The 24,313-nt window shown below is 68.9% G+C and carries 20 protein-coding genes and 1 riboswitch; of the genes, 5 read left to right on the top strand and 15 right to left on the bottom strand.

The window, feature by feature from the left end; translation table 11 throughout:
* Positions 1-15: 15 nt before the first annotated feature.
* The 13 genes from VMR06_RS17905 to VMR06_RS17845 all read right to left on the bottom strand — a co-directional run bounded on the left by VMR06_RS17905 (position 16) and on the right by VMR06_RS17845 (position 18,054).
* Positions 16-3,756: a translocation/assembly module TamB domain-containing protein gene (locus VMR06_RS17905; RefSeq protein WP_325378933.1), complete on the bottom strand. Its 3,741-nt coding sequence runs from the start codon at positions 3,754-3,756 to the stop codon at positions 16-18.
* Entirely contained in the window at positions 3,753-5,501 is a 1,749-nt protein-coding gene (locus VMR06_RS17900; RefSeq protein ID WP_325378931.1) for an autotransporter assembly complex family protein, read from the bottom strand. The genes VMR06_RS17905 and VMR06_RS17900 overlap by 4 nt, the downstream gene beginning before the upstream one ends.
* Positions 5,502-5,619: 118 nt before the next feature.
* Entirely contained in the window at positions 5,620-8,214 is a 2,595-nt protein-coding gene (locus VMR06_RS17895) for a glycosyltransferase family 2 protein (RefSeq protein WP_325378929.1), read from the bottom strand.
* Between the two features lie 237 nt (positions 8,215-8,451).
* The gene (locus tag VMR06_RS17890; protein WP_325378927.1) at positions 8,452-9,609 is read right to left on the bottom strand and encodes a right-handed parallel beta-helix repeat-containing protein; all 1,158 of its coding nucleotides are present in this window, start codon (positions 9,607-9,609) and stop codon (positions 8,452-8,454) included.
* 194 nt (positions 9,610-9,803) lie between these two features.
* A complete protein-coding gene (locus VMR06_RS17885) occupies positions 9,804-10,061 on the bottom strand; it encodes a hypothetical protein (RefSeq protein WP_325378925.1) in 258 nt (85 codons plus the stop codon).
* 84 nt (positions 10,062-10,145) lie between these two features.
* Positions 10,146-11,837 (bottom strand): hypothetical protein, encoded by a 1,692-nt coding sequence (locus VMR06_RS17880; RefSeq protein ID WP_325378923.1) that lies wholly within the window; start codon positions 11,835-11,837, stop codon positions 10,146-10,148.
* Between the two features lie 53 nt (positions 11,838-11,890).
* Positions 11,891-12,646, bottom strand: a complete 756-nt coding sequence (locus tag VMR06_RS17875; protein ID WP_325378921.1) for a TVP38/TMEM64 family protein — start codon at positions 12,644-12,646, stop codon at positions 11,891-11,893.
* A gap of 55 nt (positions 12,647-12,701) precedes the next feature.
* Positions 12,702-13,775 (bottom strand): 23S rRNA (cytidine(2498)-2'-O)-methyltransferase RlmM, encoded by a 1,074-nt coding sequence (rlmM, locus tag VMR06_RS17870; protein ID WP_325379030.1) that lies wholly within the window; start codon positions 13,773-13,775, stop codon positions 12,702-12,704.
* Between the two features lie 52 nt (positions 13,776-13,827).
* The gene (locus VMR06_RS17865) at positions 13,828-14,388 is read right to left on the bottom strand and encodes a nucleoside deaminase (RefSeq protein ID WP_325378919.1); all 561 of its coding nucleotides are present in this window, start codon (positions 14,386-14,388) and stop codon (positions 13,828-13,830) included.
* The gene (locus tag VMR06_RS17860) at positions 14,388-14,750 is read right to left on the bottom strand and encodes a hypothetical protein (protein WP_325378917.1); all 363 of its coding nucleotides are present in this window, start codon (positions 14,748-14,750) and stop codon (positions 14,388-14,390) included. The genes VMR06_RS17865 and VMR06_RS17860 overlap by 1 nt, the downstream gene beginning before the upstream one ends.
* Complete coding sequence (locus VMR06_RS17855) at positions 14,747-16,477, bottom strand: glutamine--tRNA ligase/YqeY domain fusion protein (RefSeq protein WP_325378915.1); 1,731 nt, start codon at positions 16,475-16,477, stop codon at positions 14,747-14,749. The genes VMR06_RS17860 and VMR06_RS17855 overlap by 4 nt, the downstream gene beginning before the upstream one ends.
* A gap of 72 nt (positions 16,478-16,549) precedes the next feature.
* Positions 16,550-17,758 carry an acyltransferase gene (locus VMR06_RS17850; RefSeq protein ID WP_325378913.1) on the bottom strand — a complete coding sequence of 403 codons (1,209 nt, stop codon included), beginning with the start codon at positions 17,756-17,758 and terminating at the stop codon, positions 16,550-16,552.
* Positions 17,758-18,054 carry a DUF3253 domain-containing protein gene (locus VMR06_RS17845; RefSeq protein ID WP_325378911.1) on the bottom strand — a complete coding sequence of 99 codons (297 nt, stop codon included), beginning with the start codon at positions 18,052-18,054 and terminating at the stop codon, positions 17,758-17,760. The genes VMR06_RS17850 and VMR06_RS17845 overlap by 1 nt, the downstream gene beginning before the upstream one ends.
* Positions 18,055-18,206: 152 nt before the next feature.
* On the opposite strand from VMR06_RS17845, the gene VMR06_RS17840 reads away from it, so the two are divergent.
* From VMR06_RS17840 to metB, 4 genes are all read left to right on the top strand, one after another.
* A complete protein-coding gene (locus VMR06_RS17840; RefSeq protein WP_325378909.1) occupies positions 18,207-18,455 on the top strand; it encodes a DUF2007 domain-containing protein in 249 nt (82 codons plus the stop codon).
* Positions 18,452-19,369, top strand: a complete 918-nt coding sequence (locus VMR06_RS17835) for a DMT family transporter (protein WP_325378907.1) — start codon at positions 18,452-18,454, stop codon at positions 19,367-19,369. The genes VMR06_RS17840 and VMR06_RS17835 overlap by 4 nt, the downstream gene beginning before the upstream one ends.
* 60 nt (positions 19,370-19,429) lie before the next feature.
* Positions 19,430-19,547, top strand: a riboswitch (SAM riboswitch).
* Between the two features lie 53 nt (positions 19,548-19,600).
* On the top strand, positions 19,601-20,593 hold the full coding sequence (locus VMR06_RS17830) for an alpha/beta fold hydrolase (protein ID WP_325378905.1): 993 nt from the start codon (positions 19,601-19,603) through the stop codon (positions 20,591-20,593).
* Positions 20,590-21,783 (top strand): cystathionine gamma-synthase, encoded by a 1,194-nt coding sequence (gene metB / locus VMR06_RS17825; RefSeq protein WP_325378903.1) that lies wholly within the window; start codon positions 20,590-20,592, stop codon positions 21,781-21,783. Before VMR06_RS17830 ends, metB begins: the two co-directional genes overlap by 4 nt.
* Before the next feature lie 51 nt (positions 21,784-21,834).
* On the opposite strand, the gene rnk is transcribed toward metB, so the two are convergent.
* Positions 21,835-22,251 (bottom strand): nucleoside diphosphate kinase regulator, encoded by a 417-nt coding sequence (gene rnk / locus VMR06_RS17820; RefSeq protein ID WP_325378901.1) that lies wholly within the window; start codon positions 22,249-22,251, stop codon positions 21,835-21,837.
* 145 nt (positions 22,252-22,396) lie between these two features.
* On the bottom strand, positions 22,397-23,329 hold the full coding sequence (oxyR, locus tag VMR06_RS17815; RefSeq protein WP_325378899.1) for a DNA-binding transcriptional regulator OxyR: 933 nt from the start codon (positions 23,327-23,329) through the stop codon (positions 22,397-22,399).
* A gap of 368 nt (positions 23,330-23,697) precedes the next feature.
* Here oxyR and VMR06_RS17810 point away from each other — a divergent pair, with 368 nt between their 5' ends.
* Positions 23,698-24,249, top strand: coding sequence for a Pycsar system effector family protein (locus VMR06_RS17810; RefSeq protein ID WP_325378897.1), 552 nt, complete (start codon positions 23,698-23,700; stop codon positions 24,247-24,249).
* Positions 24,250-24,313: the final 64 nt, after the last annotated feature.

The following is a 24,313-nucleotide window of genomic DNA, read 5'->3' as shown; positions in this document are numbered from 1 at the left end:
CGCGCGGCGCCGCGGCTACTTTTCGTAGCGGTAGTTGATGCCGGCGCGATTGCCGTTGGTGGCCGACTGCGCCTCGAAGTTCCAGCGCCGGTGGAACAGATAACGCAGCGTGACGACCTCGCCGGGCTCGAAGATGCCGACGCCGTAGCTCAGATACAGCTTCGGCGACAGGTACTTGCCGACCGTGAACGCGGCACCGCCGAGCGCGGCATTGTCGGCGACGCCGATGTCGTCCACGCCCATGCGCTTGCCGATGCTCTTGGCGAGCAGGTCGCCGCCGGCGGTGCCGAGCGCGCGCGCCGCCGTGCCGAGCATGTCGCCTTCGCCGCTGCCGAGTGCCGACAGCGGCTTGCCGGTCACCAGGTACGAGAGCGCCTGCGACTGCTCCATCGCCGGTTCCGAGAATACCGTCAGCACCGGCACGATCGCGGTGCCGCGGATCATCAGGCCGGCGGTGACGTCGTCGGCCTCGATCTTGCGCACCGCGCGGATGTCCAGGCCCGGATTGTCGAGCGCGGTGCCGGCGAACAGGACGCGGCCGGTCTCGATCTTCAGATCCTGGCCGTAGGCCTTGTAGGTGCCGCCGACGTTGAGCGTGCCGGTGCCGGTCGGCGCGCGGCCGGGCCGCTGGTTGATGCGCAGGTTGCCGGCGATCGTGCCGTCGAGCCCGAAGCCGGCGAGCTTGACCTGATCGCCGAGCTCGACCGAGACGTTGACCACGACCGGCGGCGCCTGGCCCGGCTCGACCTGCTCGGCGTCGACGATCACGACGTCCGGCGAGGCCGCGCTGGCGCCGCCGCCGGGCAGCTTGCTGACGTCGACGTTGGCCTTCGGCACGGCGACCTTGCCGGTGACGTAGGTGCCGCTGGCGTTGCGCTCGATGCTCAGATCCGGCGAGACGATCACGTTGGCGGCCGGAATGTCGGCGGCCAGCACGTTCTCGCCGCGGATCGTCATCGTCAGCGGCGCATCGGCGGCCAGTCCGCCGTCGCCGTCGATCCTCAGCGTGCCCTGGCCGGACGCGATCGAACCTTCCAGCACGAAGCGGTCGGCGCCTTCGGCGCGCAGCGAGACCTGGCCGTCGCGCAGCTTGAGGCCGGCGATCGGCACCTCGGTCGCGAAGTTCTCGAGCTTCAGGGCGCCGGACAGGCGCGGTGCCGACAGCGTGCCGCCGAGCTCGTAGTCGGCCGCGACGCGGCCCTGGGTATTGGCGACCTCGCTGGTCAGCAGCTCGACGAAGGCGAGGCTCTCCAGATTCAGCGTGACGCGTCCGCCAAGTGCCGGGTCGCCGCCGAGCGGTCCGTCGAGCTGGACGCGTCCGTCGAGCCGTCCGTTCTGGTCGAGCCCGGCCTTGACCGTCGCGACGCTCGAGGTCGGCGAGAACGTCGCCTCGATCGCGAAGCCGGTATAGCTCAGCAGCGGCTGGCTGCCGGCGTCGACGTAGATGACGCTGCCCTCGTCCGAGCTCAGCGTCGCGCGGCCGTTGAGCGCGCCCGACGCATCGCGGCGGACCTCGCCTTCGCCGTCGATCTCGCCGCGCAGCCGCACCGGCGCGTCCGGCGCGGCCAGGCGCACGATCGTGCGCAGCGGCAGCGATTCGATGCGGTAGCGCGCGGCGAGACTGCCGTCGGAGCCGCCGCTGCCGCCGACGCACAGGCGCGCATCGGCGCCGGTCAGGCAGCTGTCGGCAAGCGTGAAGCGCTGGCCGTCCCAGCCGAGTGCGGCCGGCGCGGCGAGGTCGAAGCGGGTGACCTCGCGCGGCCCGGCGACCGCGAGGCCGAGCGATTCGAGCGTGCCGTTCCAGCGGCCGCCGGCTGCGCTGCCCGACAGCGCCAGCGTGACGTCGGCCGGCTTGCCGGCGCCGGCCAGACGCAGGCGATGGCGGGCCTGGTTGCCGTCGGCCTCGACGGCCAGGCTGTCGAAGTGCAGCTCGCCCTGGCTGAGCCCGCCGAGCGTCAGCGTGGCCTGGCCCGAAGGGTTCTCGAGATTCGAGACGCGGGCGGTCAGCGCGAGCGTATCGACGTGCAGATCGCCGAGCGCGATCGCGCCGCCTTCGGCCGTGCCGTCGACGTCGAGCGCCGGCCAGCGGCCGCGCACGCGGAAGTCGCCGCCGAGGCGGCCGGCGGCATCGGGCAGCCAGTCGGCCAGCGAGCCGATCGCCAGGCGCAGGCTGGCATCGGTCTGGTTGCCGCCGCGGCCGGTGAGCTCGATCGTGCTGCCGCCGGAGCGCAGCTTCAGATCGCCGTCGACGATGAAATCGGGCTTGATCGAGAGCTCGGCGCTGCCGCCGACCGGCCGCTTGCGCAGCGTGCCGCCGAGGCGCTCGATGCGCAGCGTCGTGTCCGGACCCCGGTCGGTCAGCGTGCCGCGGCTGCCGAGATCGAAATCGAGCGCACCGGGCCAGTCGGCCGCGAACGCGCCGGGATCGAGCCGCCGCGCCTTGGCCTGGATGTCCCAGCCGAGCGCCGGCTGCAGCGTGACCGTGCCGCTGGCGTCGAGGCCACCGTTGGGCTGGACCAGCGCCAGCGTCTTCAGCGCGATCGCCTCGGGCGTGCCGCTGAGGTCGAGCGTCAGATCGGCGAGCTGTCCGGGCGGGCCGACCGACAGGCTGCCGCGTGCCGCATACGCCGCCGCGCTGCCTTCGACGTCGAGCGTGCCGTAGCTGGCGAGCACCTGGCCGGCGAGATCGGCCGGCAGCACCAGGTCGTTCCAGGTCACGTGGGCGGTCGCGCTGACCGGCTCGTCGGCGAGCCGCACCTCGCCGCTGGCGTCCAGACGTCCCTCGAAGTCCGGACTGGTCAGGCCGAGCACCTCGATGCGCAGGATCTGATCCTTGAGCGTGTAGTCGAGCGGCTGCAGATGCAGGCGGCGTTCGTCGAGCGCGACGTCGCCGCTGAGGCTGCCGCGTTCCAGATCGCCCTCGCCGCGCAGCGAGACGGCCGCCGAGGCGAGGCCGGCTTCGGGCGCGAGCCGCCTGGGGTCGAAGCGCGGCACGTCGAGCGCGAGCGTCCACGGCCAGCGATCGTTCTGGCCGAGGGTCGCGTCGAGCGTGGCCGCCATCGGCGATTCGAGCTTGAGCGCGAGCTGCGCCCGTTTGCCGTCGCTGTCGGCATCGAGCGTGCCGGCATATTCGGTCTCGGCGACGCGCCAGCGGAACGTCGTACGGCCCTTGCCGGCATAGCCCTGATGCGTGGCCAGCGTGCCGTCGAGGTCGACCTGGCCGTCCGGCGCACGCAGGGCGAGCTCGCGCACGGCGAGGCCGGCGTGCGTCCAGGCCGCGGCGAGGGTCAGGCTGTCGGCGGCGAACAGCGGCTCGCCGTCGCGGCTGATCGCGGCACCGCGCAGCGCGAAGCGCTCGAGCGCGATGTCGATCGGCGGCTCGAGCGAGAACGGCTCGGCCGGCTCCTCGGGTTTCGGCGGCACCGTCGTCAGCGCGACGTCGAGCGCCTCGACGTCGAGCTGGCGGATCAGCACACGCCTGCCGAACAGCGCGGTCAGTGCGACGTCGGCGGTCAGCGCGCCGACCTTGGCGTCGACGCCGGCCTCGGCATCGCGGTAGCGCACGCCTTCCAGCCGCAGCGGGCCGGCCAGCGTGCCGCTGCTGCGCTCGATGGCGAGCTTGCCGTCCAGCGTGCTCTGCACACGCGCCAGCACGAAGCGCGCGCCGGCGCCGGTGTTGAGCAGCCAGGCCAGCGCCGCTGCGGCGATCGCCAGCACGATCAGCAGCGCGATCGCGATCCGCTTGAGCCATTTCATAGGTCGGGCCCGATGATGATGTGCAGCTCGACGCCGCTGGCGTGCCGGTCGCCGATCGGCGTGCCCAGGTCGACGCGCACCATGCCGACCGGCGAGCGCCAGCGCAGGCCGAAGCCGGCGCCGACCTTGAGGTCGAAGTTGCCGCCGGAGAACGCGTCGCCGCTGTCGACGAAGGCCGCGGCGCCCCAGTTCTGCGAGAAGTAGTACTCGTACTCGGCGCTGGCCACGACCAGCTGCTTGCCGCCGATCACGTCGTCCTCGCCGTTGCGCGGACCGACCGTCTGGAACGCGTAACCGCGGATCGAGCGGTCGCCACCGGCGAAGAAGCGCAGTTCCGGCGGCAGCCGGTCGAAATTGCTGACCTGCGTGTAGCCGAGCGAGCCGCGCGCGATGAAGCGGCTGTTGTCGCCGAGGCCGCGGATCCACTTCGCGTCGGCGGTGACCTGGGCGAAGCTGGTATCGGACAGCACCGATTCGGCGCCGGCGCGAGCGGCGAGCGTCAGCGACCAGCCGCGCCGCGGAAACGTGAGATCGTCGGCGCGCTTCTTCGCGAAGGAGATTTCCGGGTAGAGCAGGGTGGTCGAACCCTCGACGTCGGCGACCTTGAAGTCGCCGGTCAGGAAATTGACGCCGACCGTGCGCAGCCAGCCGTGCCAGATCCGCGAATCGTTCGCGGTCAGGCGCAGCGTCTTGGACTGGCTGGTGTCGGTATCCTCGTCGCGGTAGGTCGCGCCGAAGTTGTAGGCATGGTTGTCCGGGCCCGGCAGCGGGATCTGGTACAGGCCGGTGACGGTACTGAGGCGTTGCGCGAGCAGGGCTTCGAAGTTGAGCTTGTGGCCACGATCGTTGACCCAGCGCCGCTCGATGCCGCCGCGCACGCCCGGACCGGTGTCGGTGCCGATGAACACGCCGCCGGTATAGACCGTGCGCTTGGCCGGCGCCAGCATCACGTCGATCGGCACCAGGCCGTCGGCGGCGGCCTCGACGTTCGGCTGCACCTGGGCGATCGCGAAGTAGTTCGCGTCGACCAGGCGCTGCTGGAAGCTCAGCAGTTGGTCCTGCGAGTAGTAGTCCTTGCCGGGCTCCCACGGGATGTAGCGCGCCATGAAGTCGTCGGCGAACTGGCCGCCTTCGAAGCGCGTCTCGCCGAACCGGTAGCGCTGGCCGGCGTTCCAGACCAGATCGATCTCGGCGGCATTGCTCGACCGGCTGACCTCGACGCGGTGCGTGCCGAGCGTCGCGTCGAGATAGCCGCTGCCGAACAGCGCGGCCGATACGGTGGCCTTGCTGCGCTCGTAGGCGGTGTGGTCGAGCGGCTGGCCGACGCGCGGCTGGAACGCGGCACGCGCCTGGTCGATCGCGCGGATGCCCTCGGTCTGGCCGTCGATGCGCAGATCCACGTCGGTCACGCGCACCGGCTCGCCGCGCTTGACCTCGAGCACCGCGGTGAAGGTGTCGCCGCTCTGCTTGAGCTCGCCCTGGACGCCGACGTTGTAGTAGCCGTAGGGTTCGAGTGCGGCCTGGATCTGCCCCTCGGCGCGGTTGTACAGGCGCCGCGCCTGGGCGGGGCTGACCTCGCGCTGGGCATACTGCGCCAGTTCCAGCCGCGCCAGCGCGGCTTCGCGCAGCGGGCCGTCCAGGCCTTCGAGCTCGACGCTCAGCCGGGCCGCGAACGCGGGGCCGGCCAGCAGCAGGACGGCGGCGGCTGCCAGGGCCGCGCGACCGGGGTGGCGTGGATCGATCATGCAGAGCGCCATCGGAACCGGGTCCCGCTCTTATAGCAAACGAGGCACGGCGATGGGGCTGGACCGGCCGCGCACGTTTCAATTGCTTGCATCCGCGACACGTCCGGTGCGGCGCCGTTCAGCCGCTGGCCTCGCCCGAACGGTGCGCGACCCAGGCGCCGACCAGCGCCGATAGGTACGGAATCGACTGTGCGGCGAGGATTGCGATCCACAGCTTGCCTTCGACGTACTGGAAGCCGATCGAATGGATCATGCCGACGATGCAGGCACCCAGCGCCAGCGCCATCAGGCCTTCCTCGCGCACCGACGTGAACGGGTTGGGCTTGGCGCCGAGACGGCGGCTCTTGGCGGTGCGGACGAACTCGCCTTTCTTCTGCCACAGCCCCTGGAAGATGCCGCGCGCGATCGCATGCGACAGCCCCATGCTGGCGATCGAGGCCATGATCGTGTCCTTCCACGAGCACGGCACGCGCACCCGGTAGAGCACGATGCCGAACACCGCCTTGCAGACGAAGAAGCCGATGATCGGCACCAGGAACAGCTGCAGCGGCAGCGCGAAGTATTGCGGCCAGCCGACCATGCCGACGGTCCAGGCGATCGCCATCAGCGTGAAGACCAGGTGCAGCGCGTCGGCGAACCACGAGAACCAGCCGGTCAGGAAGTGGAATTTCTGGCCGCGGCTGAGCGGGCTGTCGGCCGAGACCATCCAGTTCCAGCGCGCCTTCATGATCTGCATCGCGCCGAACGCCCAGCGGTAGCGCTGCGACTTGTAGGCCTTGAAGTCGGCCGGCGTCAGCCCCTTGCCGATCGCCTCGTCGACGTAGACCAGATCGTAGCCGGCATGCATCAGGCGCAGGCCGAGCTCGGCGTCCTCGCAGATCGTCCATTCCGACCAGCTGCCGGTGTCGACCAGCATGTCCTTGCGCACCATCGTCATCGTGCCGTGCTGGATGATCGCGTTGCGCTCGTTGCGGTGGTGCATGCCGATGCGGAAGAAGCCGTCGTACTCCCAGTTGCACATGCGCCGGAACGCGTTGTGCTCCCAGTCTCGATGCGCCTGCGGGCACTGCACGACGGCGACCTTCGGATCGCGGAAGTAGCCGGTCAGCGCGCGCAGCCAGTCGCTGCGCACCTCGTAGTCGGCGTCGACCACGGCGATCACCTCGGCGCGCGGATCGGTGACGGTCAGGCCGTAGTTCAGCGCGCCGGCCTTGAAGCCGGGCCACGGTTCCAGATGGAAGAAGCGGAAGCGCGGTCCGTGCTTCTCGCAGTAGGCCTGCAGCGGCTTCCAGACCTCGGGGTTGCGGGTGTTGTTGTCGATCACCAGCACCTCGAAGTTCTCGTAGTCGAGCGCGGCCAGCGAGTCGAGCGTCAGGATCACCATCTCCGGCGGCTCGTTGTAGCAGGCCAGGTGGATCGACACGAACGGCTGCGGATCGCCGGGCTGCGGCGTCAGCAGGCCGAAGTGCCTCAGCCAGCGCGGCCGCCAGATCACCTCGGTGAACTCGAATCCGTTGATCAGCAGCACCAGGATGATCGCGACCTGCGCCGGCAGCAGCAGGGTCAGCATCGTCCAGTCCAGCGGACTCAGGTAGAAGTCGTACGGCAGCGTCGCCGACCACACCAGCAAGGTGCCGCCGAGCTGGATCAGGATCAGGAAGAACCACAGCCCGGCGGTGCGGAAGCGCATGAAGTGCCGCGCGAACCAGAACATCGGCAGCAGCGCCAGCAGCGAGGCGGCCGCGGCCTTCCACGGCCAGGTGGTGTCCTCCACGACCGGGCCGGTGAACGCGAACTTCGGCTGGCGATTGGCGTTGAGCACGCCCCAGTAGGCGCCGGCGCGGCCTTCGTTGGCCTCCTTCCAGGGCTGGTCGAAGGCCTCCATGACGTAATAGTCGATGTTCTCGCGCGCGGCGACGTTGAACCACTCGCGCAGGAACTGCGCCTCGTTGGCCAGCGTCGGCTGCGCGTACTCCTTGCGGTCGCCGTTGGACGGCCAGCCGATTTCGCCGATCACCACCGGCTTGTCCGGGAACAGCCGCTTGAGCTGCTGGTACTGGCCGAGCGTGAAGCCGATCGCATCCTTGCGCGGAATCCGCTCCCAGTACGGCAGCAGGTGCACGGTGATGAAGTCGACGTGGCGCGCCAGTTCCGGGTTGCGTTCCCAGACGAAGAACGGCTCGGCGGTCGAGACCGGGATGTCCAGCTGCGCACGCGCGCGGTCGAGGTAGCCGATCAGCTGCTCGACCGTGACGTCGCCGCGTAGCACCGACTCGTTGCCGACGATCGCGCGCTCGATGTTGTCGTACTTGCGCGACAGCGTGACCAGGGCCTCGAGTTCGCGGTCGTTGTGGTCGGCGCGGCGGTCGAGCCAGGCGCCGGCCATGACCTTCATGTCGTACAGGCGCGCCAGCCGCGGAATCTGCGGGCTTTCCAGCGAGGCGTAGGTGCGGATGCGGCGCGTGTACTGCGCCATCAGGCGGATGTCGCCGGCCAGCTCGGCCTCGCTCGGATAGACGTCCTTGGTCGGATCCTGATAGCGCTGGAACGCGCTGAACGCGAAGCCGCCGACCTGTCCGTTCCAGTCGGCGATCGGCGTGGGGCGGTTGAGCCAGGCCCAGAGACCGAAATTGAGTACCGCGATGGTCAGGCTGAGCGCCAAGGCCCGCCAGAACGATTTCTGTACGGGGGCGGTCTGAACGGTTGGGGTCAAGCGGCGGCCTCGGCGTAGCGAAGGCGCGAACGCCGCGCCGGACAAAGGCTTGCAGCATAGCCCAACGGCCTGAATACCCTCAATCGAGCGGATTTGCTGGCTTCAGTATGGTGGCTAGCTGCCCCCGGGGCGGCTGACTGGCTGATACTCCAACCCCAACGGCCGTGCGCGCCCCGCTGGCAGGTCCGGCTGGTCACGGAAGCGCCGGGCGCTCGCAGGCGCCCGGCGGACAGACCGCTACGGATTGCACATCGGCAACTGGGTGTACACCGTCGTATCTCCATGGTGATCGATCACGGAATCGATGGGATTGCCCAGGGTGTCGCCGGTGGGGGCGATGTTGTAGTTGGAGCCTCCATTTGGGGACGTGTTCGCGCACAGGTTGACGAACGCGATGGAAAAGGCACCTGTAGCCGTATTGTTGTAGATGTGAACGGGCGAGGTGATCGTACCGGCGATCGAAGCGGAGACACCGAAAGCCGAATCGTGGACGGTATTGCCGTGTACCGTCACGCCGAACACTCGTGAGCTCTCTCCGCTCTGCCAGGGCCGCGCTCCGACGTGCAGGCCGACGAAGCAGTTCTTCTGGCATTCGAGTGTGTTCTGGGTCACCACCGTGCCGGTGTAATCCCCATCGCTAAGTGGGACGCCGCCTGGTCCAAGTTGCCGGAACACGACCAGTCCACCGAAAATGGGCTGCGTATTCTGTTCGATCAGATTGTCCTTGATCAGACTGTTTTTGCCGTACATGAGGACCATGCCGACGTCACTGCTGTCCAGGATGCGGTTGCGTAGAATCTGTGCGTTGTCCGAACCGATGGTGATTCCGTCGGCCCATACGCCTCGCGTGTAGTGATTGCCGTTCGCGATGAACGAGGAATCGGTGACTATTGCACTCGAGCCATACCAGCCCAGCGCAGTGGCGCACAGCGCGCGTGTGCTCAAATTCCGGGTGAACGAGACGTTGTCGGCGAGGACGAGAACGTTGAAGCCGAAGCTGTTGTTGAAGACGCTGCACTGCGATCCGGCCCATGAAAACAGTCTCGAGTTCCGGTCACCGTCGATGGCCAGAAAATCGATCTTGACGTTTGGGCTGCTAACCTGCAGAACCGCTCTTGGCGCTGGCCAGCCACCGGGTGGTGGCGCATGCAGAGTGGGAGCGGCCAGCAGGGTCGCGCAGGGGATGTTCTCGCAGTTTCCAGAGGGGCTAAACACGGGTGGGATCGTGCCGAAGGTGACCGGCCGATTGAGCGTTATCTGGTTGTCCACTAGATAGGTGCCGACGGGCAGGCGGAACGTAGAGCCGGACACTGTAAGATTGAGACAGGACTGGATCGCGGCAGCGGCGGCGATCGCACCAGTAGCGTCCGCATAGACGCCGGTGCAGATGTTCACTTGGTGTTGGCGGTCGATACGTTCACGCTTACATTGCGGGTGGAATCGCCGAACCAGGCTACTCCTTCCTGCAACATCCGCCATTGCATGTCGTAGGTTCCGGCCGTTGTCGGTGCGGTAACTGTGAAGTTGAAAGTGTAGGTCTTTCCCGTCACGACCGAGGTCGCGGCAGGAAGGGAGACTCTGTGCAGCCCCTAGTTGGTGTTGTCCTGCGGATTCTGCGAGCCGAGATAGAAGTTGGTTCCGGCTGACCAGGTGGTCGTTCCGGCGTTCTGCATGGTGATGCTCACCTGGTAGGACTGTCCCGGCGAGAGCAGGGGGCGCACGTTTTGCGAAACAAATCGGGCGCCCAGTGCGGGGAGGGGAGGGCCGATGACCTGGGCGAAGCTAAGTTGTGGAGAAAGGATTGCTGTCAGAAGAAAAAGAAATATAGTGAATTGTGATGTTCTCATTTTTGAATCCCCTCGCTCACGAGACATGTATATCAATTGCGGAGTATGCATTTGAGTGTGATAGAAGAAATATTTTCAAATATACTATTCGGTCGTTTTGTCAATCCAGGATAAATCTTGGTGGCCTGAGCAAATCACCACGTTATCCAAATATCCGCATCCATGTGAAAGCTCGCCATGTTCCGCCAGCCACTGCCCGGTAGTCTGGTCACTGCGAAACAAATACAGGGTGCGGTCGCGCCGGTGTCCAGTGCCTGCGTCGATTCGTTCTTGCTCGCAGTCCTTGATGTATCTGGCCAAGTAGGCACTATTGCTCGGCTTGTTCATTCGGGCCGCGATGGCGTGGATTTCCAGTTCATCCATATGGGTGCCTGGAATGCCTCTCCCGAACAGGCCTCCGCATTCGAACGAAGGAAACTGGAAGATGTCGTCGTGATCTTCCATTAAGGTCATCCAGGTGGTGCCGTCGATATGGCTGACCGCTGGTGATGTGCTTTTGTTGCGCAAACTGATCTGCATCGGGGCTACGTCGATAATCTGAAGCAATCCAGCAATCGCGAGTAGGATCGAGCCCCTTCTTTGTCCGTATCGATGAAGAGTAGCAGCTACCGCCGCTGCGATCACCACGTAAACCGCAATCCATACAAAGCGCCCCGACCCACGCAGTGTTGAGAGCGCGCCGATCAGTGATTCGGGCAGCGCGATATGAAGAACTTCGTTCGCACCCAATCCGACTCGATTAGAGATGGCAAAAGCGAGCGTGCACAGAACGGCGAGCATCAGGCATAGATGCTTGCTTACGTTGAACCGCCAATCCTTCAGAGCTGGGAGGGCTGCCAAGCAGAGCAGCAGAACACCCGTGCCCAGATACGCCATGCCCTCCCATTGATGAATTCCAGGGAGACTGGGGTATCCGCCGTATAGAAGCTTTCCGGCTGTGGTTTCAGGGGTTGGTACGAAAGGTGCCAGCAAATTCAGAGAATAAACACCGTAGTCGCCGAGATTAAGTGTGCGATAGCTCAGCAGGCCACTCATTGCAATCAGTGCTGCTCCCCCCGCCCCCATGATGCCCAGGCGCGCCGCTGCCCCCATCGCACTTAAGCGGCTTCTGCGCAACTGGTCAGCGATCGTTGTCACAACCAGTAGGGCGGTCATCACCGCCAAGTAGGGCGTTATCCAAAGCGAAAAAATGGGTACGGCGCAGAGGGCAACCCAGTAACGGACCGAGAGTTCACGGCGTGAACCTTCTACATAGCCGGTCAACGTAAGCAGGATGAGGAAATGCCCCATCAGTGTGGCGTGGCCGAAGCGAAAAAGGAGGATTGGCGTGTAAGCAAGAATGAGCGTGCCGGAGATCAGTGCGAGAGGGCTGCGACCACCCAATACCCATATCAGTCTTGCGCCGGCGAGAACTTGTAAAAGCAGGCATAGGCCTACCCAGGCACCCATGTAGATAGGGGGTAAAGAGCCCTCGGGCCAGAACGCTTGATACAGAATTTTTGCCGGTACGCCAAAAAGAGGAAGGCTATCAGACAGCAACAAATTTCCTCCCTCCGGGAGGTTGTAGTTGCCGGTCGCCAGTAAAGGCCAGCGCCACTCATCCCGAGCGAAGTAAAACCATCCGATCTGGCCTTGAGCAGCATCTCCGGAGAGCTGCTGCCAGAAAGGACCCGATCCCATCAGATATCCAGGACTCAAGCTCATTACCACGAAGAGAATGGCCGTGAGTGAGATCATCCATATCAATGCCTTGCCGCCGCGGTCGCTTGGACTCATGCTGATTCCATCGATCGTAGGCGTGGGGCGGGAGAATCGGACTGACTTATGACTCATTGGAGCTCCGGATTGCCGAGTTTTTCGGTGCCGCTAATCCGACGAGCGTTCTGATGTTTGGCAAATTCGTGCCTTACGCGACTACCCAGAATAGGTAGCAACGATAAGGTTGCCATGCCGAGCATCGGCAGCACGACCTCCGGACGCGTCAGGACGCCGAGGTCCAGGCGGCCGCTGCGTGCCAGCGAACGGGCCAGGCCGGCGCCCAGACTGGTCTCCACCGCGGTCATGACCGTGCCGCCGATCGTGCTCGCGCCGAAGAACAGCACGCGCGGACAGCGCAGCCAGGCCAGCGCGACGGTGACCGCGCCGTACGGAAAGAACGAGACCAGACGCAGGAAGAACGTATAGCTGACCGGATGCGTCTCGAAGCCGGATCGGATCCGGGCGATCAGCGCCGGCGGCGGCCGCTCGGCGCCGGCGAATGCGCGCCGGCTGGCGACGAACAGCAGCGCGGTGCCGAGCACCAGGCCGATCGTCGACAGCAGCGTGCCGTATGCGGCGCCGAACAGCATGCCGCCGGTCAGCACGATCAGCACCGCGCCGGGCAGGCCGGTCGCGGCGGCGATCGTCATCGCGGCGATCTGCGCGGCGGCCGCGGTCAGCGGATGGGCCGCGATCTGCCGCTGCAGTTCACCGTGCCGCTCGATCAGCGCGGCCGGATGCAGGCCGTCGAGCAGGCCGGACGCGTAGAGGGCGCCGCCGGCGGCGATCAGCAGCAGCAGCGGCAGGAACGAGGACAGGCGTTTCATCGGGATCGATCGAAAGAGGGGGCAGCACGCGGCGCACTAGCATAGCGGCTGGTGCTCAGCGCAGCGCGGCGTAGACGGTCACTTCCTCGCGGTCGTGATAGAGCTGGCGCGCGCGCCAGTCCAGGCGCCGGCCGGCGACCGCCTCGGCGATCCGCTCGCGGCACAGCACGACCTCCTCGTGGCGCTTCTTCATCGGCAGCTTGAGATTGAACATCGCATGCCGGCACCAGCCGGCGGCGAGCCAGTCGCTGATCCGCGCCGCGACGCGGCGCGGCTGTTCGACCATGTCGCAGACCAGCCAGTCGACCGGCCGCGGCGGCTGGTAGCGAAAGCCGTCCTCGCGGCGGTGCTCGACCAGGCCGGACGCGAGCAGCGACGCGTCCATCGGCCCGTTGTCGACCGCGGTCACGCGGATCGAGCGGCGCACCAGCTGCCAGGTCCAGCCGCCCGGCGCGGCGCCGAGGTCGACCGCGCTCATGCCGGGGCGCAAGGCGCGTTCGCGTTCAGCCTCGTCGAGCAGGACCAGGAACGCCTCCTCGAGCTTGAGCGTCGAGCGGCTCGGCGCGCTGCTCGGAAAGCGCAGGCGCGGAATGCCGCCGGGCCACGGCGCACTGCGCGACACGTCCGCCACGGCCAGCAGGGCCGTAGCCGGATCGAGCAGGGCGACGTGCAGGCGTTGCGGCATGGCCGGATCGATCAGGCGCTCGCGCTTCATCGCGGCGACCAGGGCCGCGTTGAGCGAGCGGCACAGACCGGACAGTTCGCGGCCGGCATCGCTGTCGGGCGACTCGATCCAGGCATCGGCGAAGGCCGGTCCGGCGGCACGGATCGCCGGCAGCAGCACGGCGAGCCGGTCGCTGGCCGGCAAGGCGTCGATGCGCGCGCGCAGGCGCAGCCATTGCCGCGCGAACGTCAGCGCGCGCCAGTCGACGGCGCGGCCGTAGCGCGTCGCGGCCGCTTCGTCGGGCAGCATGAACTCGACGTAGCCGCTGTCGCGCCGCGCGCGCGCGTAGCCGCCGGTCGCCAGCTGCGCGTCGATCGCGGCCAGCTCCTGCGCGCAGTCGTTCTCGAAGCCCGGACGGCACCAGGCCAGGAAGCCGTCGAGCGGCCGGGCGGATTCGGTGGCGATGGCGGTCACGAGCGATCGGTCGGCATGCGGGGCGGGCGGCGGTGCGCGCCGCTCAGTACATCGCGCCGCCGCTGCGCGCGTAGAAGCCGAGCACCTCGCGCGCCTGCTCGCGCAGGATGTCGCGCCGCACCGCGATGCCGCGCCGTTCGAGCTCGCCGATCCAGTCGGCCGGCAGCGGCCCCTCGTCGAACTCGGTCAGCGTCATCACGTCCTCGGCGCGCGCGCCGATCAGCAGGGCGTCGACACCGGCCCAGACCGTCGCGCCGTAGCACTGGCAGCACGGCTGCGAACTGGTCGCCAGCGCGTAGCGGCCGCCGTCCTCGTTGAGGCGCTTGCGCTGCAGACGCTGCTGCGCGCTCATGTAGGCCATCATCTCGGCATGCGCCACCGAGCAGGTGTGCGGCACGACGCGGTTGACGCCGACGGCGATCACGCGGCCATCCGCGTCGAACACTGCCGCGCCGAACGGCCCACCGCTGCGCAGCTCGACGTTGCGGCGCGACAGCTCGATCGCGAGCGCGACCTTCGCCTCGTCGTCGGCGTAGCGACGCTGCAGGTCGACCGCGTCGGCGATCCAGGCGGGCAGGGTCAGGTGGATCTGCAGATACAGCATCAGTGCGTCTCGGCCGAATCGGTGACGGCGGCGCAGCGCTGCTCGACGCAGCGGCAGCCGCTGATCTCCGGATAACCGCAGATGCCGGACATGCCGGTGCGCGCGCATTCGGCGGCGACCTGGTCCGGAAACGTCGGGCTGTCGCGATTGACGCAGGCCGGATAGCGGCCGCAGCAGTTGCCGACGTCCTTGACCGCGCAGTCGGCGTCGACGCGGCAGCGGTAGTCGACCTCGCCCGGTGTAGACGCCGCGGCACTGACTGCCGACGCGCGCGCCGGAGCGGTCGATGCGGCCGGCGGCGACGGACTGCAGCCGGCCAGCACGGCCAGGCAGACCAGCCAGCCGGCCGCGCGCAGGTTCATCGGCCGGCGCCCTTGGCCCACGAATCGCGCAGCGTGACGATGCGGTTGAATACCGGGTGGGCCGCGCCGTGGTCGTGGCGGTCGGCGACGAAATAGCCAAGCCGTTCGAACTGCCAGGCCGATTCGCTGGCGACCGTGTCGAGCGAGGGCTCCAGATAGCCGCGCACGATGCGCTTGGATGCCGGATTGAGGTGATCGCGGTAGGTCTTGCCGTCGGCGTCGTCGTCGGGGTCGGGCGTGTCGAACAGGCGGTCGTACAGGCGCACCTCGGCCTCGAGCGCGTGGCGCGCGCTGACCCAGTGGATCGTGCCCTTGACCTTGCGCTCGGCGCCGGACTGGCCGGGCCGAGTGTCGGCGTCGAGCGTGCAGCGCAGCTCGACGATCGCGCCGGTCTCGTCCTTGACGACCTCCTCGCAGCGCACGATGCCGACGCCGCGCAGCCGCACCTCGCCGCCGGGCACCAGGCGGTGGAAGCCCTTGACCGGTACCTCCATGAAGTCCTCGCGCTCGATCCACAGCGTGTCCGAGAACGGCACTTCGCGGCTGCCGGCCGCCTCGTTCTTCGGGTGGTTCGCGAACGACAGGCGCTCCTCGTGGCCGTGCGGCAGATTGGTCAGCACCAGGCGCAGCGGATCGAGCACGGCCAGGCGGCGCGGCGCGGTCGCGTCGAGCGCCTCGCGCACGCAGCCCTCGAGCACGCCGACGTCGATCACGCTGTTCTGCTTGCTGATGCCGATGCGCTCCCAGAACGCGCGGATCGCCGCGGCCGGAAAGCCGCGGCGGCGCGCGCCCGACAGCGTCGGCATGCGCGGATCGTCCCAGCCGTCGACCAGGCCGTCCTGCACCAGCGCCATCAGCTTGCGCTTGCTCATGACCGTGTAGTCGAGATTGCCGCGCGAGAACTCGATCTGCTGCGGACGGCTCGGCTCGCAGCGCAGGCCGGCGGCGCGCAGCGGTTCGGTCAGCTGCGGATCGCCGGGCAGGTCGAGCTGGTCCAGGCACCAGTCGTAGAGCGGCCGGTGGTCCTCGAACTCGAGCGTGCACAGCGAATGCGTGATGCCCTCGACCGCGTCGGAGATGCAGTGCGCGTAGTCGTACATCGGGTAGATCGGCCAGGCGTCGCCGGTGTTCTGGTGCGGCACGCGGCGGATCCGGTACAGCGCCGGATCGCGCAGATTGATGTTGCCGCTGGCCATGTCGATGCGTGCGCGCAGCGTGCGCGCGCCGTCGGCGAACTCGCCGGCGCGCATGCGCCGGAACAGGTCCAGGTTCTCCTCGACCGAGCGGTCGCGGTACGGCGAGTTGCGGCCCGGTTCGGTCAGCGTGCCGCGGTATTCGCGGACCTGCTCGGCACTGAGGTCGCAGACGAACGCGCGGCCGTTGCGGATCAGCTTCTCGGCGCAGCGATAGAACACCTCGAAGTAGTCCGAGGCGTGGCGCAGCTCGGTCCACTCGAAGCCGAGCCAGCGCACGTCCTCCTGGATCGCCGCGACGTACTCGACGTCCTCCTTGACCGGATTGGTATCGTCGAAGCGCAGGTTGCAGGTACCGCCGAACTCGCCGGCGAGGCCGAAGTTCAGGCAGATCGACTTGGCATGGCCGATGTGCAGGTAGCCGTTGGGCTCCGGCGGAAAGCGCGTGGCGACCCGCCCGCCGTGCTTGCCGGCGGCGCGATCGTCCAGGACGATCTGGCGGATGAAGTGATTGGCGGGAGACGATTCGCTCATGCGTGGGTCGACGGGCAAAGCGGCAAGTCTACCCGTTGGGCCTGCGGCCGTCGCCGGATCGGCGCGCCGTCCCTAGCGCGTACGCGCGCGAACCTGCCCGCCGCCGCGCTGCAATGGGCGCTCGATCCAGACGTAGGACAGGTGCGCGACCAGCAGCGTGGCCGGCAGGACCAGGGCCAGCAGCGCCCAGAACCGCCCGGCGGGCGACATCGACGCCGGGAGGTGCGGCAGGATCGGAATCAGGATCGGCATATGCCACAGATAGATCCCGAAGCTGGTCTTGCCGAGATACCGCATCGGCCGGTTGTCGAACAGGCCGCTGCCCGGGCGCGCGCCCCAGGCGCAGGCCAGCAGGACCGGCGCCAGGCATAGGCTGAAAAGCCCGTGCCAGACGTACAGCAGCGGATGGCCGGACCAGTAGCGGTCGGCGATCCGGATCATCGCGGCACTCAGCACGACCATGCCGGCGACGCCGACCCAGAACCACAGCGCCGGCCGCCGCGGGCGCCAGCCCTGGATCGAGGCCGCTACGAAGGCCGCGCCGGCGAGCATGCCGATCACGAACTGATCGATCCGCCCGGGCAGGCGCTCGATCTCGGCGATGCGTATCGCGAGCGGGTCCGCTGCGGTGATCGCGTAGGCCCAGATCCGGTAGCCGACCGCCACGGCGATCGAGGCGAGCAGCAGCCAGGGCCAGCACCTGCGGTCGATCAGCGGGGCGATCAGCGGCAGGACCAGATAGAACGAAAACTCGATCGGCAGCGTGAACCAGACGCCGACCAGCGGCGCGACCCAGTCCTGTCCGAGGTTGAACCAGAGGAACAGGTGCGCGATCAGCTCACCGCCGCCCAGCGTGCGGCCGTGCCCGGACACGGCCGCGATCAGCAGCAAGATCGCCAACTGTACGAGATAGGCCGGATAGATCCGGAGCACGCGCCGCATCAGGTAGCGTCCCGTATCCGGCCGGGTCGCGCCCGCGTAGCGCCAGCGCGCGAACGGCAGGACCAGCAGAAAGGCCGACAGACAGAAGAACAGGTCCACGCCGGCCCATCCCATCGTCAGGAAAGCCTCGAGCCCGAATGGCGCGCCGTCGAACGGGCGCATGCTCGGCAGGCCGGTCATCATCCAGACGTGGAACAGCAGCACCCACAGGGCGGCGAAGCCGCGCAGCCCGTCGAGTGCGGGAATCGTGTACGCGGCGGCGCCGGGTGGCCCGCTGTGCGGGGGTTTCTCGCTGCAGGGGATGGCGGCCGCCGGCCGCGCCCCCGGACCCGGCCGCATCAGGCCGGACGAGCCGGAGCGGCATCGCGCAGCCGCAGCCGCACCGGGCCGCGTGCGTGCCGGATGTCGACGGCGGCCTCGCCCTGCGTGGCGTCGAGGATGCCGTCGTCGATCATCGTCGTGGCGACCGTGCGCAGCGGCCGCATCAGGTCGCGCCAGTCGCAGCCGATCTTCAGCGCGGCGCTGCGTGCGGCATCGTGGATGTCGATCGTGCCGGAGCGGCGCTGCGCGCCGAGCAGCTGCAGGACGCAGGCGCGCAGCGTATCGGCGAGCTCGTCATCGGGCAGCTGAACCATCGGGTCGGCAGTCGGTCGCAGGGTGTGGCAGCGGTGCGGCGCGGCGGGGCGCATCATGCGCCGATCGGCCGGCAGCGTCCAGACGAAGGCCGCGCCGACGCGCCGCCGAAGCGCCCTGGACCGCGCGGCGCGCTTTGCGGCAAAGTGGCGCCGTGAAGATCGCCTGCCGCACCGACTCGCTCATCGACGCCCACCTGCGCAAGGGTCTGCTCGAATCCGGCGGCATCCGCGTCCATCTCGGCGGCGAGTATCTGTCCGGCGCGCTCGGCGAGATGCCGCCGTTCGGCCTGTACGTGCTCTGGGTCGGCGACGAGGACCTGGCCGCGGCGCGCAAGCTGCTGGCCGAGCTCGACCCTGCCGCGCCAGCGCCGCCGGACGATCTGAGCGAGCTGCTGGCTTGAGTTCGGCGCCGGCCGTGCCGCGTGCGGCGGTCTGGCAGATGAGCGCCGGCGCTGCGCTGATCAGCACGACCAGCATCTTCGTGCGCCTCGCCGGCGTCGGGCCGACCACCTCGGCGTTCTACCGGATGCTGTTCGGCGCGCTGATGCTGACCGGTGGCCTGATCGTGCTGCGCGCCTGGCGGCCGCTGCGGCTGCGTACGGTCGCCTGGCTGCTGGTGCCGGGCATCGCGTTCGCGGTCGATCTGATGCTCTGGCATCGCAGCATCCACCAGGTCGGACCGGGACTGGCGACGCTGCTCGGCAACTTCCAGGTGTTCCTGATGGCGCTGGCCGGCGTCGTGCTGTACCGCGAGCGGCTCGGGCCGCCGTTCCTGATCGGCACCGCGCTGGCGCTGGTCGGGCTGTACCTGCTGGTCGGTCTGGAATGGGGGCGGTTCGACGCGGTCTACCGGCAGGGCGTGATGTTCGGCCTGCTGACCGGCGTCGCCTACGCGGTCTACCTGCTGACGACGCGTCACCTGCAGCGCAGCGGCCAGGTCGCGCTGGCGCCGGCCCAGCTGATCGGCGTGACCTCATGGATCTGCGCCGCGGTGCTCGCCGCGTCGATGCTCGGCGAGGGCGCTTCGTTCGAGATTCCCGACCTGCGTTCGTTCGGCGCGCTGCTCGGACTCGCGCTGTTCGGCCAGGTGATCGGCTGGATCCTGCTGGTGCGCGCGATGCCGCAGCTGCCGGCCTCGCTGGTCGGGCTGCTGTTGCTGCTGCAGCCGGCGCTGTCGTTCCTGCTCGACGTGGCGATCTTCGCACGGCCGACGCGGACGCTCGACTGGCTCGGCGTCGGCCTCTCGCTGCTCGGCATCTTCATCGGCTCGTGGCGGTCCGGGCGCAGCCGATCGCCTTCCGTGTCGTCCACGTAAGGACGTATAGACGTCTATACGCCTATTGACGCGGGCGATATGCCTGCGTAGAGTGCCGGCCACTCATCGCGACCGGTCGAGACACTGGGTCTGAGACGCCGGGGCAACCGCGACATCCGTCGCACGGTGCCAATTCCAGCGAAGCCGCCGGCATCGGCCGGGCTTCGGGAGATGAGCGGCCGCGCCTCGTGCGCGCTGCTCCGGTCGCGCCGATCAGATCAGGAGCAGCATGTGGCCGCCGTCCTTCCTCTCGATTCGCCGGATCTTCCCGATGCCTGTGCGCAGCCGCTGCGCGGCGTATTGCGCCTGTCGGCGCTCGCGCTCGCCGGCGGCCGGACCCTGATCGACGCCGACGTCGCCTGGCAGGCCTGGGGCGATCCCGGCCTGCCGGCGGTGGTCGTGCTCGGCGGCATCTCGGCCGGCCGCGACCCGGATCGCTGGTGGTCGGCGCAGTGCGGCGCCGGTCGTGCGCTCGATCCGCGGCGGCTGCGCATCGTGTCGATCGACTGGCTCGGCGGTGCCGGCGGCTCGACCGGCCCGCGCGCCGGCGACGCGGCATTTCCGGCGATCGACAGCGCCGATCAGGCCGCCGCGGTGCTTGCGGTGCTCAATCATCTGGGCATCGCGCGCGTCGCGGTCGCGATCGGCGCCTCGTACGGGGGCTGCGTCGTCCAGCATCTGGCGCGGCTGGCCGGCGAGCGCATCGGGCGCGCGGTCGTGATCAGCGCCGGTCCGCAGGCGAGCGCCTGGGCGCGCGGCCTGCGCGGCCTGCAGCGCGGCCTGGTCGCCGCCGCCGCGCCGGAGCATCGCGCCGCCGCGGTCGCCCAGGCGCGGCAGCTGGCGATGCTGTCGTATCGCACGCCCGGCGAGCTCGAATCGCGATTTGGCGGCGCCGAGCCGGCCCAGTGCCTGGAGCACTGGCTCGACGCGCATGGCGCCCGTTTCGCGGCGCGCTTCCCGGCCGACGCCTTCGTGACGCTGTCGGCCTCGCTCGACGCGCATCGCTGCGATCCGGGGACGATCGCCGCGCCGGTCACCGTGGTCGGCGTGCGCGGCGACCTGCTGGTGCCGATCGAGACGCTGCGCGCGTTCGCCGAGCGCCTCGGGCCGCGCGCCGAGCTGTGCGAATTCGATTCGATCTACGGTCACGATGCCTTCCTCAAGGAAGACGAGACCATCGCCGGGATCTTCCGGCACGCGCTGGCTGCGGAGGACTGCGCATGAGTACGCTCTCTCGGGACACGATCGCGGTACGCGCCGGCGTCGATGCCGACACCGCGCACGGCGCCGTGATGCCGCCGCTGTACCTGTCGACCAACTTCAGCTTCGCCGGCTTCGGCCAGAAGCGCAGCTACGACTACACGCGCTCGGGCAACCCGACGCGCGACACGCTGGCTGGCGCGCTGGCCGAGCTCGAGGGCGGCAGCGGCGCGGCCGTGACCGCCAGCGGCATGGCCGCGGTGGCGCTGGTCGCCGCCGCGGTGCTCGAGCCGGGCGATCTGCTGATCGCGCCGCATGACTGCTACGGCGGCACCTGGCGGCTGTTCGACGCACAGGCGCGGCGCGGCCTGTACCGCGTGCGCTTCGTCGACTTCCACGATCCGCAGGCACTGGCCGCCGCGCTGGACGAGCGCCCGAAGCTGGTCTGGATCGAGACGCCGTCCAATCCGCTGCTGCGCATCACCGACGTGCGCCACGTCGCCGAGACCGCCCACGCGGCCGGCGCGCTGGTCGCGGTCGACAACACGTTTCTTTCGCCGCTGCTGCAGCAGCCGCTCGGCCTCGGCGCCGACGTCGTCGTGCATTCGACGACCAAGTATCTGAACGGCCATTCCGACGTGGTCGGCGGCGCGGTGATCTGGCGCGAGCCGGCCCTCGGCGAACGGCTGGCCTGGTGGGCCAACTGTCTGGGCCTGACCGGTGCGCCGTTCGACAGCTATCTGACGCTGCGCGGCCTGCGCACGCTGAAGGTGCGTCTGGCGCGGCACGAAGCCAATGCCCGCGCGCTGGCCGAACAGCTGCATGCGCACCCGGCCGTTCGCGCGGTGCACTACCCGGGCCTGGCCGATCATCCCGGACACGTGCTGGCACGCCGCCAGCAGTCGGGCTTCGGCGCGATGCTGAGCTTCGAGCTGACCGGCGGCGAGGCGGCCGCGCGCGCGTTCGTCGACGGCCTGGTCTGTTTCACGCTGGCCGAATCGCTCGGCGGCGTCGAGAGCCTGGTCTGCCATCCAGCCGGCATGACGCATGCCGCGATGGCGCCCGAGGCGCGCGCGCGCGCCGGCATCGCCGACGGTCTGCTGCGGCTGTCGGTCGGCATCGAGGACGAGGCCGATCTGCGCGGCGACGTCGCGGACGCGCTGGCGCGCGTCGAGGCGGCGATCGGCAGCACGCGGGCCGCGTCGGCGGCCTAGGACGCGGCCGCCGGCAACGGCGGCGGACCCGCGGTCAGGCGGGCCCGCCGCTCAACGGTGCAGGTGGCCGCTGGCCTCGGGCTGGTAGGCGATGCCGGTCACCTGCAGGCGCAGCCAGCGGCCCGCCGGCAGCGGCCAGTCGATCGTCTGGCCGACCCGCAGGCCGAGCATCGCGGCGCCGACCGGCGCCAGCACCGAGACCTTGCCGGGCGAGCCGTCGGCGTCGCGCGGATAGACCAGGGTCAGTTCGCGCGTGTCGCCGCTTGCCTCGTCGACGACGCGCGCGGTCGAGTTCATCGTGACGACATCGGCCGGCATCTGCGGCGGATCGACGATCGCCGCGCGCGCCAGCTCGCCACGCAGCGCCTGGGCGCCCGCGGCATCGCGATGCGCCGGCAGGTCGAGCAACTGTTCGATGCGCTCCAGGTCGAGACTGGACACGGTGATCGGTGCGGGGGTGCTGGCCACGAAGAACAACTCCTGAAAAACCTCGAGATACGAAAACGCGCCGGGAATCTGCTGCCCGACGCGCGTCGATCCGGCAACGCTAGCCGATCGTGCCGGCTTTCTCAAATCGCGGCGGGTTCGCCGGTCCGCTGGAGGCGGGTGCGGCTCATGTGCGATCCGGCGCCGCGGCGCCGGCACCCGGATCGAGCAGGTCGGCCGGCAGCTCGGCGAACAGGTCGGCCAGCGACTGGATGAAGCCGCCCAGTGCCGAGCTCTTGCGCCAGACCATCGCGATCTTGCGGCTCGGCGCGGGCTTGCGGAACTGCACCAGCCGCACGTGCGCGGCCTGCGGCACCGGCGGCTTGACCGCGAGCACCGGCAGCAGCGTGATGCCGACGTGCGCGGCGACCATCTGGCGCAGGGTTTCCAGGCTGGTCGCGCGGAAACCGGCCTTCTCGCCGGCACCGGCGAGCTGACAGACCTCCAGCGCCTGATCGCGCAGGCAGTGGCCGTCCTCGAGCAGCAGCACGCTCTGGTCGGCCAGATCGTCCAGGCGCAGCGCCGATCGCGTCGCCAGCGGGCTGTCGTCCGGCACCGCCAGCACGAACGGCTCCTCGAACAGGAACCGGCTGTGCAGCTGCGGATCGTGGATCGGCAGGGCGAGGATGCCGGCGTCGAGGCGCCCTTCGCGCAGCAGGCGCAGCACGACTTCGGTCTTCTCCTCGGTCAGCAGCAGCTCCAGGCGCGGAAAGCGCTCGCGGATGCGCGGGATCACGTGCGGCAGCAGATACGGGCCCAGCGTCGGAAAGATGCCCAGGCGCAAGGTGCCCGACTCGGGATCGACGGTGCGCCGCGCGATCGCCTTGATCTGGTCGACCTCGTTGAGCACGTCGCGCGCGCGCGCGGCGATCTCCTGGCCGACCTCGGTCAGCAGCACCTTGCGCGGCGTGCGCTCGACCAGGGCCACGCCGAGCTCCTCCTCGAGCTTGCGGATCTGCGTCGACAGCGTCGGCTGGCTGACGAAGCTGGCCTCGGCGGCACGGCCGAAGTGCTTGTGCTCGGCGAGCGCCACCAGATAGCGGAGGTCGCGCAGGTTCATGGCGGATCGCCCATAGATGAGGGCTATCGATGATAGCCCATTCCATAAGCGTCATACCCGGGGCGCGGCGTCCCGCGGGCAGCTTCGCGACGGGCCCCTGCGGCATTCGGGCGCAGCCCTTGAAGCGATCGGACCGGTCCCCATCTGCTGGCTCAGGCGTTCGAGGACTTCGCTCCTCACGCTCGGCTGGCATCGTACTCCCCCCTCCCCACGATGCCGCCCGGGCGACGGAAACCCTCCCCGCTTCCGTCGCCCACCTATTCGGATCGGCGGCCCGGCGACAGCCGGGCCGCCGGCGCGATCCGGCCGCCGCCGCGCGTCCGGAGACTTGGCCTAGAATGCCGCGATCCTCGCGATGGAAGGCCCCGATGCGCGACGCCGCCGAACCCCGTGACGCATTCGCGCGGGTGCCCGAACGCAACACCACCGACAATCTGCTGCGCACCGCCCAGCAGCACCACGTGCTGCTGTCGAACATGGCCGATACCAAGGCCAACATCATCATCACGGTCTCCTCGATCGTGCTGACGCTGTCGCTGGGGCGGCTGTCCGATCCGGACCTGCGCGTATCGGTGACGATCCTGGCGGGCTTCACGCTGTTGGCGCTGCTGCTGGCGATCCTCGCGGTGCTGCCCAAGTACCGGCCGGTTCCGGTCGGCGAGGGGCCGTTGCCGCCGCATTTCAATCTGCTGTTCTTCGGCCACTTCGCCGCGCTGCCGCGCGAGCGCTATCTGGCCGAGGTCGCGCGCGTGCTGGCGCCCGACGGGTCGCCCTACGCGACCTGGGCCCTGGACGTCTATGCGCTCGGCGTCTATCTGGCCCAGCACAAGTACCGCTACCTGCGCTGGAGCTATCTGTTCTTCCTGACCGGCTTCGTCCTGGCCAGCCTCGAGCAGCTGGTCCGCCACCTGGCACATTAGGGGCCGCCGCACGATCGTCCGGCGCGCGCTGCCGTCCCGCCGGTCAAGACACCAACCCCGCCGC

The sequence above is a fragment of the Dokdonella sp. genome (genome assembly GCF_035511235.1).
Lineage (GTDB): Bacteria > Pseudomonadota > Gammaproteobacteria > Xanthomonadales > Rhodanobacteraceae > Dokdonella.
The sequence above is the reverse complement of the archived record's forward strand: the minus strand, read 5'-3'. Positions and strand labels throughout refer to the sequence as shown.